The following is a 16,762-nucleotide window of genomic DNA, read 5'->3' on the forward strand; positions in this document are numbered from 1 at the left end:
TCATTGGTGGTTAATCACCATTTATCTCTTGCCCTTGTTGATATCGTCAGCAAGGGTTTTTTGTATGTTGTTAATAGGCTCTTCTTATTAAACGCTACAAGAACGTTTAATAAGAAGAATTCGCAACAAAGGGGGTGTGCAAATTTGTTACCTGCCCCATTATTCTAAATAAACATAGGGCAGCGCAACAAGTTAAAAAGGTCACCTTTCTCTGCTTAATTTAATTTTTTGCAGGACTTTTCATTCAAATTTCATCAAATGGGTCTATTGTACATAGAAGTAAAAGAAAAAGCGGGAACACCGCTCCAATTGTCATGCATATGATGAGATGAGATGTTAGCCGAAGGCAGGTGATTGTATGTATCCCCGGGTATATGGAGGTTTTCATGGCAGCGGTTTTACTGGAGCACATATTGGACCAGTCGGTTCTCATATCGGCTTTGGCGGATATTACGTGAGCCCAGGTGTGTTCTCTGGTTTAGGCGGTTTTCCTGGATATGGAGGATATGGTGCATTTTCTGGATATCCGTATGGCTCTACGTTCATCATGGGGCGTCCTCCTGGTTTTTATGTGAGAAGTTATAAGTGAACGTTGAAATAGCCATCTAACGATTGGCTATTTCAATTGGTGAAAATGCTTCACTGCAGCAGTTATCACAATGATCCCTAGGATAGAGATAGGTAGCCATATGATGATAAATGGATCGTACGCATCTGTGTATGCCGCTAAAGCGGCACCTAGGCAGTAAAAGACAATAGAGCTTATTCTCAGTAAACTTACATGTTGAATAGGGGCTTTTCTTTTTTCTCGGTGTGATATACGCTGAGCTAAATCTTCAAATAGGTTAGCGAGTGTACTCGTAAGAACCGTTGTGGAAATGCCCGCTACATTTAATTTGCGGGCAGCTGCTGTCTGGAGGCCCATGGCCATACTTAACAGGATAATAAGCATGAAATAAGCACCTTGTGTATAAGAGAAAATGGTCATGAGAGCAAATAGAAGTAATATCATCACTTCTATGATAAAGATACGTGTAACGGCTTTTGGCCAAAATGTTGTCTCATGCTTTCCGCCTATCACAACAGCAAGTAAAACCCCTAAAACGAACCCACTCAGTGCAGTGATGGAATGAAGGGCTGTTAGCTGTAAGGAGCTTCCTGCTGCAATCCCAAGCAGCACAATATTACCTGTCATATTGGCTGTAAACACGTGCCCTAGGCTTAAATAGCCAATCACATCCACAATTCCTGCGGAAAGGCATAAAAAGATAAGTGCTATATTTCGAAATGAATGTGCAGTCAAAACGGTCATCCCTTTCTTACTCTCTAATGAATAAGTGTAACGCTTAATGACCGCGTATGTCCATCTTATGTGAAGGTATGATGTCTTCAAGCCGATGCAAAACTTGTCTGAAAGTGTCATCATTTACAAGATGCCTCATGCGGCGGAATGGATCGCCTTTTTCCTTTAGACGCTCTATGACAGCTGGCATGGTAAAAAGAGATGGGTGAAGTCCATCGTGATGGAGTTCGTCCCATTCAAGCGGCGTTGCTACAAGTCCAAGCTCATTTCCTCTTGGAGAATATGGAGCAATGATGGTTTTTCCAGCATCATGCTGAATATAGTCTAAATACAAGCGGTTGCCGCGTTTTTTCTTCAGTCGTTCCATAGTAAATAGTTCAGGGGCTTGTTCACATAAAAATTGACATATAAACGCAGTGGATGTTCTTGTTTCTTCGTATGTGAAGGCATCTTTCTTTAATGGAATATAGACTTGAAGTCCTTTTCCGCCACTTGTTTTAAGAAAGGCTGTAAGAAATAGCCCGTCTAAAAGCGCTTTGATTCGCTTAGCAGCTTCTATGGCTAGATGAAATTCATTAACAGTTGGTGGATCTAAATCAAAGACGATCTCGGTTGGCCGGTCCGTATCCCTTGTTTCAAAAGGAATATGAAATTCCATCGCCAACTGATTACCGAGCCAAAGAAGCGTCTGAGGGTCATTACAGACGGTGTATGAAATATCATCAGCTTGATCGGTCAAAACAAAATCTGGTGCATAAGCAGGTGTCGACTTTTGATAAAAGAATTCATCTCCCGTACCATGAGGGTACCGAATTAAAGTGAGTCGTCTTTCACGTAAAAAGGGCAAAAGATAAGGAGCTACTTGTCTTAAATAAAGTAAGTAATCTGCCTTGTTCAGATGAAGAGCTGGCACAATTGGTTTCTCTGGATGAGTGATGTCAATCACAGCAGGGAGCGGATACAGCTGTTTAAGCATTTGCTGAAACGTACACGCTGCTGGGTCAGCATCTAGTAAAAAGGAAGAAAACCGAGGCTCTCTTAAAGCGGATCCATCAAAGGATATACAAGCAATGCTAGCGACGATAGAAGGAAGGATTTCATATCCTGATGCGCCTATTCGCTTGCCTTTTGTTTGAAAGAGCGTACGTAGCGTTTGTTCTTCTTCTTTAGAAAATCCATGCTTGAATTGGACAACCTCTGTAAGGTGATCTTCTTGATAAATACAGCCTTGAAAGTAGCCATTTTCTTTGTCAAAACGAGTCACAATGACAGAGACATATCGCCAATTTTTCATTTTCAGCCATTCTTTTGACCGGATGTTGTCGTGCCATTTACTTGTCTTTTTTTTCGCAACTAGTCCTTCCGCTAAATATGTCGTCATCAGCTTTTTCATGTATTCAGGATTTGGGTCTGTATGAATGAGTTGAAGAAGGGAAGGGTGCTCGAGCTTTACAGATGGCGGAAGTTGTACCTTTTGGAAAATTTGCTGTAACTGTTTTTTCCTATCCATCAACGGTAAATCAACAACGGATTTCCCCATGCTTCTTAATAGATCAAACACAATCAAATGGCATGGAAACTTCTCAGCCTGCAGCCTGATAGTCTCTTTGTTTTTCAGTCTGCCTCTTTGCTGAACTCTCGCAAAATCACTTTGCTGTTCATCCAGTAAATAGACCAATTCCCCGTCAAACGTGAGCGGTAAAAAAGGAGCAAATTGATCTCTTAATTGTTCGCACTGTTCAATAACCTCGGGAAACTGTTCGTTTAAACGTTTTCCGGCTCTGCTTTCTAGATGAATCTCGTTTTCCTCCCATATCAGGATGGTGCGAAAACCATCATATTTTAATTCATACACCCAGTCTGTACCGGCAGGAATATCATGTGCAGTTGTTAATCGCATAGGTTTCATTGTGCTTGTCACTTCCTCATATGATGTGTTCTTAATGTGGGATGAAATTTTCATTCGCATACATAAGTCTAACGAAAACATTACATAGTAAGGAGAAATAGAACGGAGGCGACGCGATGCATACAGTTTGGAAAGGCGGCATTAGCTTTGGATTGGTCAATATCCCTGTAAAGCTGTTTACCGCTACAGAAAACAAAGATATTAAGTTAAGACAGCTCCATAAAGAGTGTCACACGCCCATTAATTATAAAAAGGTTTGCGCCAACTGCGGGGAAGAGGTGGCACCAGAACAAATCATCAAAGCGTACGAGTATGCGAAAAATAAATTCATTGAATTAGACGATGAAGAGCTAGAAAAACTGCGAAAAGAAAATGAAGAAAAAGCCGTTGAAATCATTGATTTTGTGAAGATAGAAGAGATTGATCCCATCTATTATGAAAGAAGTTACTTTTTATCACCAGATACAGGTGGTGCGAAGGCTTATTCATTATTAAGAAAAGCTTTAGAGGAATCGGGGAAAATTGGTGTGGCCAAAATCATGATTCGTTCAAAGGAGCAATTAGCAATTGTTAGGTGCTATGAACACATTTTGCTGATGGAAACCATTCATTTTCCTGACGAAATTAGACAAGTATCAGATGTACCAAATATCCCCCAAGAGGAAAACATCGTGAAAAAGGAGTTAGATACAGCACTTCTTTTAATCGAGCAATTAACCACAGCTTTCGACCCGGCGGCATATCAGGATGAATACAGAGAACAGCTGATGAACTTAATTGGCGATAAAATATCAGGAGAACATACGGTTCAGCCAGAAGCAACAGGCAAAAAAGATTCTGCATCCAATGTGACTGACTTAATGACGGCTCTTCAGGCTTCAATCGATCGATCTAAACCAGCCAAAGCAAAAAAAGCAGCACCTAAAAAAAGAAAAGCACCTGCGAAAAAAGAAAAAAATGCATAACAAAAGACCGCTCATGTGCGGTCTTATTGCGGTTTTAACACGTCCTGAATGTGCCCATCTTTTTTGTGAATAACAACGGAGGTCTCTTTATTAGAGGCAATTTCCTTTGCCCGGTCAATTGCTTTTTGTTTCGTTTCTTTGACCTCACTTGCTCGTTTTGCATTCTCTGTTTGAACCGCCCATCCTTCCTCGTGTTTAACAACATGCTGCGCATGATCCATGAGCTCTGGTCTTGCGGAGCTACTGTCTTTAGATGGCGTAACAGTACCATGAGATGAGAACTTCTCTACCTCTTTCTCTGCGGCGTTCTTTTTCCACTCTTTCGCTTGGCTGATCGCAATTGGGATGGCTCTATTTTCGTCATATCCTTCCTGTATCATTTTGTTCGCAATCTCAAGTGCTTTTTTCCGAATGACGTTGTCTAACGATTGAAATGAAGGCGGATAATCATTCATCGTCCAAGGCATATGAAGCGCTCCTTTCTTTTATTTGAACATCTTCCCACATCTACAATGGATCAAACATCCCATTTTTCTCAAACCAATGAAGGAAATAAAATACACCGTTTTGCTGAGGCATAATCTCATTCATTCCTGCAATATAGAAGTAGAAAAGGAGTGATTTTGATGATGATGAAAGGTTTGTATGAAGCCCATTTGCCTGTGAGTGATTTGAAGGCATCTATTGCATTTTATGAAAAATTGGAATTGACACTTGCGCATGAAAACGAACGAGTTGCTTTTTTATGGATTGAGAAAGGAAAGAGCTGGCTCGGTCTTTGGAAAGTAGATATGAACGCCTATCCATACCATCCTTCAACTCGGCATGTTGCCTTTCAAATTACAACGTCCAGTATCGAACAGATCAAGGCTTGGCTGGTTGAAAAGGGCATCGGCATTCACCCAATGTTTGGCTTTTCAGAAGAGCAGCAGCCGTTAGTTCTCGATAATCCGCCGCAATTTCATGCAGCAATCTATTTTCTGGACCCTGATGACAATCTGCTTGAATGCATTGCGCCGCTTGAACTTGATACAGGGGAAGACTTCGATATGATGACCTATGAGGAGTGGGAAAGAAAGAAAAATCCGTTTATTGATTGACAAAATCACTCATTGTAACTATATTGATTACAACGGTGGTGAAAGATTGTGAAACAAATTAGTAGCAGGTATCCGATTGCTGTTCATATTTTGTCATTTATTGCGGGCGTTTCAAAAGAGTGTACAGGTGATTTTATTGCTGAGAGTGTGAATTCAAATCCAGCCATTGTTCGAAAAATGATGGCAATGCTTAAACGAGCGGGGCTTATTGAGATTCGCCGCGGAGTAGGCGGTGCTTATTTAAAAAGACCGGCAGAGGAAATCACACTCTTAGATGTGTACCGTGCTGTCGATGTAAGTGAGGAAGAAGAATTATTTAACTTCCATCAGCCAGTCATCGCATGTCCGATTGGTCAAGCGATGGATATAAGACTGCGGCATGAACTAAAAGAAGCACAGACGGCTCTTGAGAATCACCTAAAGCAAGTGACGATTAAGCAATTGTTGACAGAGGCGGAATAAAAAAGCTCAGTCTGTACTTGAGCTTTTTTTACACCAGTTGTTGTAACCGATATGATTATAACAAATGAACGGATATGTATCTAAAGCGATTCCATTCATAAAACATCACCGTTGAACGAAAAATGAGGAGGTCAAACAAATGAAATTATTAGTAACAGGCGCAACAGGACAACTTGGATCGCTCGTCGTTAAGCATTTACTTAAAAAGGTACCGGCTGAACAAATTGCGGTGAGTGTTCGAGACCCACAAAAAGCAGCACATTTGAAGGAAGCTGGGGTGGATTTACGCCGCGGAGACTTTACTCAGCCAGACACACTTAAGACAGCCTTTCAAGGCATTGACCGTCTTTTGATCATTTCAACAGCGGATGGAGACCGCGTTCAGCAGCATACAGCTGCTATCCAAGCGGCAAAAGTAGCTGGTGTATCCTTTATTGCTTATACAAGTGTTGTGAGTGCAAGAAAGAGTCAGCTAGTCCTTGCACATGACCATGCAAAAACAGAAGAAGCCATTGTGGCCTCTGGCATTCCTCATGTATTTTTAAGAAACAATTGGTATGTAGAAAATGAAAAAGATCCGATACTAGCAGCCGTGAGCGGCGCACCATTTTTAAGTCCAATTGGAGATGGCAAGGTTGGCTGGGCAACAAGAAATGACTACGCAGAAGCGGCAGCAAATGCGTTAACACTTCCAGAACATAACCAGGAAATCTATGAACTGTCAGGACCGCTTCGGACGCATACTGAACTTGCACACATTGTCAGTGAGGTAAGCGGAAAAGAGGTCAAGGTGGAGCAAATCGATGTAGACACATTTGGAGAATTTTTAGCTTCAAATGGTGTACCAAAAGAAGCTGTTCCATTCGTCAAAGCCATTCAAAGTGGCATTCGTGATGGTGCCTTAGCCGTGGAAAGCGATGATTTCGAAACATTACTTGGACGGCCGTTAACGCCAATTGAAGAAAGAATCAGTGAATTGATTTCAAAATAAATCTTCTGAAGCGCCCTTAAAGGGCGACTTTTTTCATGCAGATTATCTTCATGCGTCATTAAATGTCTCTTCAACATAATTAATAGCCCCTTCAATGTATCATTTTTTATATAAACATATAGGCTGAATTGTTAATTTTCACTTTGTTTTTTCTTCTTCTCATCGAGGAGAACATGAGAAGCCCAAAAGAGAACTTATCAATTTTTATTGAATTTATCAAACCGCAATCAATTAACGTAACCTATACCCGTAAGAGTTAACAATCTTTTAACATTGAAATTAGTTAAATAGTATCTATTTTTTCACATGATAATGTTGAATTCTAATATTATTTATTGTAATATTAGATAATGATAGAAGGAGGTGGTAATTATGGTAAATTTTAATGGTAAACATTCTAAAATCCTAGCCGCTTTTGGGATGGTCTTTTTATCTATTTTAGTGATGTTTGGAACTATTGGGTCACCAGTGAAATATAATCAAAACGAATTTAGTAATTCTGATATCCAAACTTTAGAAAAATCATCGTTAGAAGTGAACCTTGCCAAAATCATTAATAAATATAGTAAAAAGACTACTTGGAACCAGGCTCAAAAAAAGGCATCCAAAATTGTCAACATGGTGATGACGGGGTCTGACGTTGCTTCGGCAATATCTATAGTGTTAGGTGCCTTTTCATTTGGAACCGTAACGGCTATCGCTTGGGCAGCAAGGATGTCATTAAAGTGGTATATCAAACGAAAAGGTAAAAAAGCAGCTGTTACATGGTAAGTAAAGAAGAGTAGTTATGATTCTCATAACTACTTCTTCTTTACTAATTACGTATAAGGGGAGCCGTGTGGTGAAAGGAATTGTAGTGGGCGTCAAATCATTCGTATCTGTATTATTTGAACCAGTATCTTTATTTAATAAATTAATTGAAAAACCTAAGAATTTTTATCCGTTCATTTTAATTTTGCTAATCGGAATATTTTTAGTGCTATCCACCTCACAATTTTTAATACAGGAAATTTCTCACTTGTTTGAACTAGAAGACAAGGTGTCTTATTCAGCTATCATAATTGGTATTTTCAGTTTTATTATAAGTGGAGGATTACTTATAGAGTGGCTGATTCAATCAATTGTCATCTATTTTATGGTATCACTGTTTTCTACTAAAACCCGGGAATTCAGAGCGGTATCCAGTATTATCGGTTATAGTTGGGTTCCTATAGCCATTAAGGTGTTTTCTTTCTCGTTATTAGTTATGTTTTCTGGGGAATTGTACGAGATTAAAGGATTTTCTGGTATATTAAAAGATACCGATAATTCTCTTTTAAACAGCTTTTTAAAAAATATAGATTTTTTTGTGATTTGGCAATACATAATCATGTATTTAGGTGTGAAAATTTTGTTAAGGGATTCTAGTAAGCGGATGTCCATAATGATTATCGCTTTCACCTTCTTACTAAACACAATTTTAAAAATAATTCCAGAGATTTTCACTTCATTTATGTAATTCTATAATCAGTTAGTAGGATGTGATGAAATGTTACGAAAAGCCTCACTTTCTTTTTTTATTGCAAGCATTATTACAATAATAGTCATTTTGATTGAAGTTGGTATTCGTTCAGCAGTTGTTTCTCCATTTGTTCTACTTGATTCGAACAAAGATAACAATCCAAAAGTATTGATCTCCCATTCCCTTTATCAGGGGGATTTTTTATTAACCTATCAAGAAGGTCACTCCAAAGATCGATCAGAAGCAGCCTTTCAATTGGGGGGAAAGCAAATACATTTCACGGAGATTCCATCTAGGGATGGAATTAGCACAATTGAAACTGACAAATTAATGAAAGATAAGGCAACAGTTTTTCTAAGAAGAGGTTTTGTACCTATTCATGATGATAAAATAAAGATGGAACAGGTATCACAAAATCCTTTTTTTTCTAAATACAACCTAACAAATTTAACAGAAACTACTAAGGTCAAAACAGGTTTTAAGCATAATACCACATTTATTATATTAATTACCTTAATGGGGATTCTTTTTCCAGCTATGTTATTTTTATTTTTTAATCTTCATGAATCTATGAAAAACCTATTCACATTATTTATTCCCTTTGTTTTAGCCATTTTTCTTCCCTTGGGATTAAATTATTATTTCTTAATGGGATATGTGCTATCAATAACAGGCTCTTATGTATTAAGCATTATTCTCTCTATACTTGTACCTAGTTTCCTGTCAATTTTATTGACAGCTTATTCATTTGAGTATACTACAAAAGATACGCCTGAAGATTTAGAAGAAAATGAAGGCGCGTCAGGAAATTCGTTCTTAATGAATGTTAGGGAGCAAGCTGTTTTGTTTGGTGCTGCCACATTATCTTTGCTATATTTCGGATCCTATTTATTACTCCCTTTGTCATTTCAAGCGAAGATCATGGATAACCTTTTTCTATTTTGTGGCTGGTACTTCGCCCTAATCATATTATTTATTTTTGGTTACTCAATCATTCAAAAAATAATAAACAAATATGAACTTTTAAATACGAAAGCATTCATGAATATTCACAAGGATATTGAGAATAAGACAAACCAAAAGGTAAATATTTGGGTGAAAAAAGACTCTCAACAGGATGTGAATGCCTGGATATATTCTTTTAAACTTCCATTTAAAAGAAGAGTCGATGTGTATGTGACAGAAGGGTTGTTAGATAAGTTTGAAAAAGATGAAATTCGTGCCATCTTATACCATGAAATGGGGCATGCGAAGTTAAAACATGCGCATTATACCATGTTTCTAACTTTGATCGTAACATTATTTATGGGCATCAGTATGTATTATGCCAGACAGGTTATGCTTGCTAACGGATGGTGGCAATATGTTCTTATTTTCCCAGTAGGAGTAATTCTCATGATCTTCATTACAGAATGGTTGCCAAAGAAAATCAGCCGGTTATTTGAGATTCAAGCTGATAACTTTGCTGTTTCCCATCTTGAGAATAAAACACTGTATCTCAATACTTTGATTAAATTAAGCAGTCTTATTGAAGAAGAAGATGGAGATTATGGAAGAAAGTCTGAATGGCGTGAAAGTCACCCCTCTTTTGAAAAACGAATTGAGAACATAAAGAAAACCAATTGAGTCAACAAGGTGATTATATGAAAGCTAAACTGTACCATTCCAAATATAATTGGCTAAAATTATTTATAAAGAGAAATTTCCGGGTGTTGAAGTTAGCTTTATTAGTTGTTTTTATTAGCTTTTTCGGTACTATATTATTCTTATCGATTAACAATGATATGAATGTGACTACCATTCCCCTTAGTTATTTGGAGGAAGGGATTAGTGATAGTGAGAATGATGTTTTTGCTGTTTGTTTCTCAATTTTTTCGCATAATTTCATTATCTTGCTGCCAGCGTTAATTGGGGTTTTTTCACTCGGTTTTTTATCAATAATATATGTTTCCTTACAAGGATATTTACTTGGAGTATCCATCTATAGCATCTCTCAAACAATGTCAATTTCAACTGTAATTACATTCACAATATTTCATGGGATTTTTGAGATGATTGCTATAGCTCTAGTCACTGCATTTGCTATAAAACCTGGTGAAATAACGATTGAATCCATTCGTGGAAATCGGAAATTTATACAGAAGCAGGACTTAATAGATATGGTTGTCCTACTTACTATGTATATTATTTTTTTATTCGCAGCGTCATTGATTGAAGGATTAATCCTCCTAAATATATGAAGTTAGTTTTAAATATCATTTTGATGTTTAGAGGTAGATGGATATGAGAGAAATTTATTTGATTAACAAATATAAATTTAGAAGCATCTTAAACAGATTTTTGTATATCCATAAAAATGGGGGAATGCAAAGTGTTTATCTCCCATTTCTTGTAGGAAGTATCATCATCACTGTTACTTTGACTATTATTAATTTTTTTACTTCTTATACAGTTGAATTTATGCTTGGGAATTTAGAACCATTAACTAGAAAAGAGCAAAGTGAATGGGCCTATAGACTATTTTCATTAATAATATTGCTCATTCTGACTAGCAATGTTTATTCTAATGTGTACCGTATGCTAGATCTTAAAGACTTTAAGTTACTATCTTCTACTGTTCCATCTGTTAATAAAATAATACTCAGTAAGTTAATTGGGCGTGAATTATTTAAAAGTATACTACTCTTCGTAATATTCGTGCTCTTTTTCATTCATATAGCCATAAAGCTGAATCTTAGTTTAGCAACTGGAATGTTTTTATTTCTTTTTATAACTCCTATAATATTAATTGTAGCAACGTTAAAAATCTATATAGTGATGAAAATAATTTTGGCTAAAGTAAGTAAAAGAATTGGATTGAATTATAGCCTGTTTCTTTTATTTACAAAAATAATAATAATTATACTCTTTTTTTCTATTCTTTTTCCTTTTATTGAATATATACCTAATAGCTTGGTGAGGGAAAATTACTTATTAATTTACAACCATTATATTATCCAGTCTTTACTAGTGTTCTTTAACCCATTTCATTTTATAAGTGATAAATGGACAATTCTCTCTATCTCCCTTTTTATAGGGATTTGTATTTGTTGGTTAATGGGTAAATCTTTAAAACATTTAGAAGTCTATACATATATTGTTTTTTTTCAACGGAATAATTCCAATGTCACTGGAACAGAGATAAGAAACAGCTTATTTAACTTGTATTTGTCCAGATTGTCCATGGTTCTAAAATACCTTAAATTTATTTCATTTTTAACAAGGAAAATTGTTGAAAAAGATTATAAACATTTTCAAAGAATCCAGATGTATAGATTTAATCAAACATTTTTATTAATTACCTTTCAATACATATTGATATTTATACCTTATTATCTTTTAGCCTCCAAAAATATTTCTTTTATAGAGGGAAATCACTTATCAATCTTTGCTATTCTCCATCTTTCAGGAGCCGTCATGGTAATCCATAGACTCTTTAATAGATTTTCCCCCGACTTTGAAGGGAAAAGTTTCGTTTATCTTTTACTAACTCCTGTGAGAGTAAAAGAAATTTGCTTAGCAAAGGTGCTTAGTTTGTTAGGAGTTGCACTGCCTTTTTCAATTATTGTTAGTTCAGCAACCTGTTTAGTATTTGACGTCAATTTCTTATTAATTCTTCCTTTAAATCTATTAACTATGGTTGTTACAATACTAATTGCTCTAGTCTCCAGTATTACCTTCCCGAATTATGAAAGAGAAACCTATCTGGATTTGCCTAGTACAAGGTCCAGTATCATGAGTAAATTTTTGTCGAGTTTATTTATTATCATTGGGAGTTTAATCATCATACTCTCCAAAAATTCTTTGTTAACCGTAATATTATTTTCATGCATGGCATTTATGATTAGCTCAATACTCTTCCGTTTATGCTGTAAAAAATTAACTAATTTAGAATTTAAAAATTTCGCATCTTTAAGTGAATTTAGTGAGTAAGGATGATTATATGTTAAATGTAGTGAATATTTCCAAGTCATATGGCAGTATACCTGCGATAAAAGAAATAAGCTTCCACATACGTTCCGGTGAAATTTTAGGCTTATTGGGTTCAAACGGTGCGGGTAAAACAACAACTTTATCTATATTATCGGGATTAATGAAACCTGACAGCGGATTTGTAAGTTTATATGAGGTTGATGATCCCAATGAATATAAGTCACAGATTGGCTGTGTATTCGATGATTTAAGTCCATATGATTATTTAACAGGTAGAGAATACGTAACCTTCATGGGTGAATTAAGAGGAGTTCCTTCCAATCAAATTGATCTTTTTATATCCGATCTGTCCCAAATACTCTTTCTTGAAAGAAAAATTGATTTCTTAATCAAAACCTATTCAAAAGGTATGCGTCAAAAAATTATATTAATGGGTGCCTTAGTTCATAATCCGGTTCTCTTGATTATGGATGAACCATTTACAGGATTAGATCCAGAAAGCATAAAGGCAATTAAAGATTATTTAAAAGCCTTTACTTATAAAGGAAACTCCATCATCTTAAGTACTCATATACTTGAAGTAGCTGAAAAATTATGTGACAGACTAGTAATAATTGAAAAAGGAAATTGTATTGCCACCGGTAGCTTGGATGAAATAAGATTGCAAGATAGTCAAATGAATGGAAATAATCATAGTTTAGAAGAAGTTTTTCATATGTTGACACATTCGTATAGTAATCTTAATAAGTGATTGGTTTGAAAAATCACATAATAACATTGATTACAATACTAGTAAACACAGATACATTCTTCATAAAAAGGGAACATAAGGATTTAAAAGCGCCTTTTCATTAACACCTATAATTAATTCCAAAAAATAATCATCAAAAACGCCCTATGAAAAGGGCGTTCAGATTGTAGAGAAACTCATGTTTTTCTACAATCTTTTTTATTTTAGCGTAAGTATGATGGATGAAAATTAATGAAAAAGGCTTCCCACACACCTAGCCTAGCTTCGCTAGGTGTGTGGCAATCTTTTTCATGTTCTGGCATGCGGCTGTGAGGAGAACTTGCTCACTCACGTTTTGTTTTCCCCTCAACCGGCAGTAGCGAAGCCCATGCAGTTGTTTTGAATCTGCAAAGCTTCGCTCTATTTTTTCTTTTTTTATATAGCTCTTTTCCAGAGACAGTTAGCCGATTCTGTCTGATCTTTTCTTTATGTTCTTCCCATATGTGTCTTCGACCAGTTGATCTAGCAATACAAATTCGGCTTCGTGCTGAGAAGAATTTCTAGTGTGGAACATGAGAAAAACACCTTCCTTAAGTGGGGTTTTCTCTATTATAAAATGAGGAGATGGAAAGTTTAAGGGGAAAAATAAAGCTGTCGAGATTTTCTCGACAGCCTGAACGCCCTATGAAAAGGGCGTTTTTTTCCATTTAGTCACACGAGTTATAAGTACAAATTTAGACAAATCGCTTCGTTGAAATTTCAGAAATTTGGGATTAAAATGAAAATAGGGTCTGTTATTTCGTCATCAGATGACCAAATTGATGAATCAAATTGCAGCAAAGAAGGGAAGTTCGCCGATGAAAGTCCATTTATTTATTACCTGTTTAATTGACACCATGCAGCCAAATGTAGGAAAGGCGACAGTGGAAGTATTAGAAAGACTCGGTGTAGAAGTGGAATTTCCTGAGGCACAAGTGTGCTGCGGGCAGCCAGCCTTTAACAGTGGCTATACAAAAGAAACCATCAAAGCAGCGAAAAATATGATCAAAGCCTTTGAATCAGCTGAATATGTTGTGACACCATCAGGTTCTTGTAAGGCGATGTTTTTAGAATATCCTCATCTTTTCAAAGAAGACCCAATGTGGTCAGCCAAAGCTGAGGCACTTGCTGAGAAAACATATGAATTGACAGAGTTTATTGTTGATATATTACACGTGACAGATGTAGGGGCGAGTTTGAAAGGGAATGCAACCTATCACACATCCTGTCATATGACGAGACTGCTGCGAATTAAGGAAGCACCGTTCACGCTGTTGTCAAATGTCAAAGATTTGACGATGACACCATTGAAACGCGCAGAAAATTGCTGCGGATTTGGAGGAACCTTTTCAGTGAAAATGACACCTATTTCTGAGCAGATGGTCGATGAAAAAGTCCAAAGTATAGAGGAGACAGGCGCTGAATATATCATTGGTGCTGACTGTGGATGTCTGCTGAATATTGGCGGGAGGCTGAACCGACTTGATAAGCCAATTCAAGTGATGCATATCGCAGAAGTGTTAAATAGCCGCTGATTTTAAGAGGGGGAACGGCACATGAGTATGAAAATTGGAGAAAAGGCTTTTAAAGAACGAATCGGAGAAGGCATAGAAGACACTGTCATGAGAGGAGCTGTTTCCTCAGCGCAGGAACGCCTGTATGAAAGGCGGATGACGGCAAGCGAAGAGCTTGGCAATTGGGAAAAGTGGCGTGAACTCGGCGAGGAAATCAGGCAGCACACGCTGACACATCTTGATGACTACTTATATGAATTGAGTGAAAGCGTTAGTGCACGCGGTGGTCATGTCTTTTTTGCAAAAACAAAGGAAGAGGCATCAGCCTATATCCAAGATGTGGCGCAGAAAAAAGCGGCCAAAAAGATCGTTAAATCAAAATCAATGGTCACAGAAGAAATTGAAATGAATCAAGCGCTTGAAGAGATCGGCTGTGAGGTGGTGGAAAGCGACCTTGGCGAGTATATTCTGCAAGTAGATGATCATGAACCGCCTTCACATATTGTGGCACCTGCCCTTCATATGACGAAAGAACAAATACGAGAAGTCTTTCACGAAAAGCTCGGGTATGAGATGTCAGAAACACCTGAAGATATGACGAGCTTCGTCAGAGCCATCTTACGTGAAAAATTCCTCGAAGCAGATATTGGTGTGACCGGCTGCAATTTTGCTGTCGCCAATACAGGTTCCATTTGCCTTGTGACAAATGAAGGGAATGCGGATCTTGTTACGGCTATACCGAAGACACATATTGCTGTCATGGGAATGGAGCGGATTGTTCCGACGATGGAAGAGTTGGATGTTCTCGTTGGTCTTTTGTGCAGAAGCGCAGTCGGTCAGAAATTAACGAGTTACATTTCTGTCGTCGGACCAAAAGCAGCAGAAGAGGTGGATGGACCAGAAGAATTCCACTTGGTCATTGTGGACAATGGGCGGTCCAATATATTAGGCACTGCCTTTCAGCCTGTTCTCCAATGTATCCGATGCGCAGCCTGCATCAATGTGTGCCCGGTTTACCGGCATGTTGGCGGACATTCATACGGTTCCATTTATCCAGGTCCAATTGGCGCTGTTTTATCGCCGCTTCTTGGCGGCTATGATGATTATAAGGAGCTTCCCTTTGCTTCAAGCCTGTGCGCTGCCTGTACGGATGCTTGCCCAGTGAAGATTCCTCTTCATGAGTTGTTAATCAAACATCGACAAGTCATCGTTGAAAAAGAGGGAAGAGCGCCTAAATCTGAAATGATGGCGATGAAAATGTTCGGAATGGGGGCCTCCACGCCTGGGATGTATCAATTCGGAACAAAGGCAGCCCCTGTCTTGATGAATCGCATGGCTTCAAATGGACAGATTTCAAAAGGAATAGGCCCTTTGAAGAAATGGACAGATATTCGGGACCTGCCAGCTCCAAGTAAAGAAAGATTCAGAGATTGGTTTAAAAAGAGACAAAAGGAGGAGCAGTGATGAAGGGGACCATTTCTCACCGAGAGTCGTTTTTAGCTCATATCCGGAAGCAATTAGGTGGCAAAGATTCCTCCTCGTCTGCACCTATTCAGCGTCCGGCATGGCAGCATCAAGTCCAGTGGGAAACAAACGGACTTATGTCTAAAGAAGAACTAGTCGAGCAACTGAAGAAGCAATGTCAACGCATTCACACAAGAGTGGTCGAAACAACACCAGAGGAAGCGCCCTCTTTATTACGATTATTGATGACAGAGTATGGAGAAGGCTCAGTGATAACGGCGGCCGATCATCGGTTTGAACAATATGGATTTCATCCGATGTTTGACAGCTTGCAGCACGAAGGATTCTCAGTCACAAACTGGGATGCTGAGGCATCAAGGGAAGAAAATATCAGACTGGCAGAACAAGCGACATATTCCGTTGTGTTCAGTGACTATACCCTTGCAGAATCAGGTACAGTCGTTCTTTCATCCCATCAAGGCCAAGGCAGAGCGCTGCATTTTTTACCAATGATGTATATCGTGTGTATCGAAAAAAGCACGGTGGTTCCGCGGATGATTCAGGCTGTTTCGGCTCTGAATCGCTCGGTAGAAGAGGGAGAGCAGGCGAAAGGTGCCATTCATTTTATATCAGGTCCGAGTAACTCTGCGGATATTGAGATGAATTTAGTGGTAGGCGTTCATGGTCCAGTTCGGGCCGTTTATCTATTGATAGATGATGAGTGATGGCTTTCGAGATGAAAGCCATTTTCCCATGCAAAAAGCTTACGCAAGTTTTAAAATCATCTTGCCTCTATCGGATTGGACATAGTA

17 protein-coding genes and 1 pseudogene are annotated in these 16,762 nt (G+C 37.9%); 14 read left to right on the plus strand and 4 right to left on the minus strand.

Translation table 11 applies throughout. The annotated features are described in order from the left end of the window. The first annotated feature begins 358 nt into the window (after window positions 1-358). Window positions 359-589, plus strand: coding sequence for a hypothetical protein (locus C5695_RS08860; protein WP_117730404.1), 231 nt, complete (start codon window positions 359-361; stop codon window positions 587-589). Between the two features lie 27 nt (window positions 590-616). Here C5695_RS08860 and C5695_RS08865 read toward each other — a convergent pair whose 3' ends face one another. Next, the gene (locus tag C5695_RS08865) at window positions 617-1,312 is read right to left on the minus strand and encodes a YoaK family protein (protein ID WP_117730405.1); all 696 of its coding nucleotides are present in this window, start codon (window positions 1,310-1,312) and stop codon (window positions 617-619) included. Window positions 1,313-1,346: 34 nt separating this feature from the next. Further along, complete coding sequence (locus tag C5695_RS08870; protein ID WP_117730406.1) at window positions 1,347-3,212, minus strand: DNA ligase D; 1,866 nt, start codon at window positions 3,210-3,212, stop codon at window positions 1,347-1,349. Between the two features lie 116 nt (window positions 3,213-3,328). Between C5695_RS08870 and C5695_RS08875 the strand changes: the two genes are divergently transcribed. Then, window positions 3,329-4,177, plus strand: coding sequence for a non-homologous end joining protein Ku (locus tag C5695_RS08875; RefSeq protein ID WP_117730407.1), 849 nt, complete (start codon window positions 3,329-3,331; stop codon window positions 4,175-4,177). Window positions 4,178-4,200: 23 nt separating this feature from the next. Here the strand turns inward: C5695_RS08875 and C5695_RS08880 are convergent, their stop codons facing one another. Continuing rightward, window positions 4,201-4,644, minus strand: coding sequence for a DUF2188 domain-containing protein (locus tag C5695_RS08880; protein ID WP_117730408.1), 444 nt, complete (start codon window positions 4,642-4,644; stop codon window positions 4,201-4,203). A 159-nt stretch (window positions 4,645-4,803) separates the two neighbouring features. On the opposite strand from C5695_RS08880, the gene C5695_RS08885 reads away from it, so the two are divergent. From C5695_RS08885 to C5695_RS08925, 9 genes are all read left to right on the plus strand, one after another. Further along, on the plus strand, window positions 4,804-5,277 hold the full coding sequence (locus C5695_RS08885; protein ID WP_117730409.1) for a VOC family protein: 474 nt from the start codon (window positions 4,804-4,806) through the stop codon (window positions 5,275-5,277). A 48-nt stretch (window positions 5,278-5,325) separates the two neighbouring features. Beyond that, window positions 5,326-5,739, plus strand: coding sequence for an Rrf2 family transcriptional regulator (locus C5695_RS08890; RefSeq protein WP_117730410.1), 414 nt, complete (start codon window positions 5,326-5,328; stop codon window positions 5,737-5,739). A 139-nt stretch (window positions 5,740-5,878) separates the two neighbouring features. Beyond that, on the plus strand, window positions 5,879-6,730 hold the full coding sequence (locus C5695_RS08895) for an SDR family oxidoreductase (protein ID WP_117730411.1): 852 nt from the start codon (window positions 5,879-5,881) through the stop codon (window positions 6,728-6,730). Between the two features lie 372 nt (window positions 6,731-7,102). Beyond that, a complete protein-coding gene (locus C5695_RS08900; RefSeq protein ID WP_117730412.1) occupies window positions 7,103-7,501 on the plus strand; it encodes an uberolysin/carnocyclin family circular bacteriocin in 399 nt (132 codons plus the stop codon). Window positions 7,502-7,571: 70 nt separating this feature from the next. Continuing rightward, entirely contained in the window at window positions 7,572-8,228 is a 657-nt protein-coding gene (locus C5695_RS08905; protein WP_187441869.1) for a YIP1 family protein, read from the plus strand. A 30-nt stretch (window positions 8,229-8,258) separates the two neighbouring features. Further along, window positions 8,259-9,857, plus strand: coding sequence for a M48 family metallopeptidase (locus tag C5695_RS08910; protein ID WP_117730414.1), 1,599 nt, complete (start codon window positions 8,259-8,261; stop codon window positions 9,855-9,857). Window positions 9,858-9,940: 83 nt separating this feature from the next. Continuing rightward, a complete protein-coding gene (locus C5695_RS08915) occupies window positions 9,941-10,471 on the plus strand; it encodes a stage II sporulation protein M (RefSeq protein ID WP_187441868.1) in 531 nt (176 codons plus the stop codon). A gap of 43 nt (window positions 10,472-10,514) precedes the next feature. Beyond that, a complete protein-coding gene (locus C5695_RS08920) occupies window positions 10,515-12,203 on the plus strand; it encodes a hypothetical protein (protein ID WP_117730416.1) in 1,689 nt (562 codons plus the stop codon). 10 nt (window positions 12,204-12,213) lie between these two features. Next, the gene (locus C5695_RS08925; protein ID WP_117730417.1) at window positions 12,214-12,954 is read left to right on the plus strand and encodes an ABC transporter ATP-binding protein; all 741 of its coding nucleotides are present in this window, start codon (window positions 12,214-12,216) and stop codon (window positions 12,952-12,954) included. Between the two features lie 253 nt (window positions 12,955-13,207). On the opposite strand, the pseudogene C5695_RS08930 reads toward C5695_RS08925, so the two are convergent. Beyond that, a pseudogene (locus C5695_RS08930) lies at window positions 13,208-13,442 on the minus strand (transposase); the annotation flags it as partial. A gap of 348 nt (window positions 13,443-13,790) precedes the next feature. Here C5695_RS08930 and C5695_RS08935 point away from each other — a divergent pair. From C5695_RS08935 to C5695_RS08945, 3 genes are read left to right on the plus strand one after another with little or no spacing between them, the layout of a single operon-like run. Further along, a complete protein-coding gene (locus tag C5695_RS08935) occupies window positions 13,791-14,507 on the plus strand; it encodes a (Fe-S)-binding protein (RefSeq protein WP_117733057.1) in 717 nt (238 codons plus the stop codon). Between the two features lie 21 nt (window positions 14,508-14,528). Further along, window positions 14,529-15,950, plus strand: coding sequence for a LutB/LldF family L-lactate oxidation iron-sulfur protein (locus C5695_RS08940; protein WP_117730418.1), 1,422 nt, complete (start codon window positions 14,529-14,531; stop codon window positions 15,948-15,950). Beyond that, window positions 15,950-16,675 carry a LutC/YkgG family protein gene (locus C5695_RS08945; protein ID WP_117730419.1) on the plus strand — a complete coding sequence of 242 codons (726 nt, stop codon included), beginning with the start codon at window positions 15,950-15,952 and terminating at the stop codon, window positions 16,673-16,675. Before C5695_RS08940 ends, C5695_RS08945 begins: the two co-directional genes overlap by 1 nt. Window positions 16,676-16,762: the final 87 nt, after the last annotated feature.

The organism is Bacillus pumilus (assembly GCF_003431975.1).
GTDB lineage: Bacteria > Bacillota > Bacilli > Bacillales > Bacillaceae > Bacillus > Bacillus pumilus_N.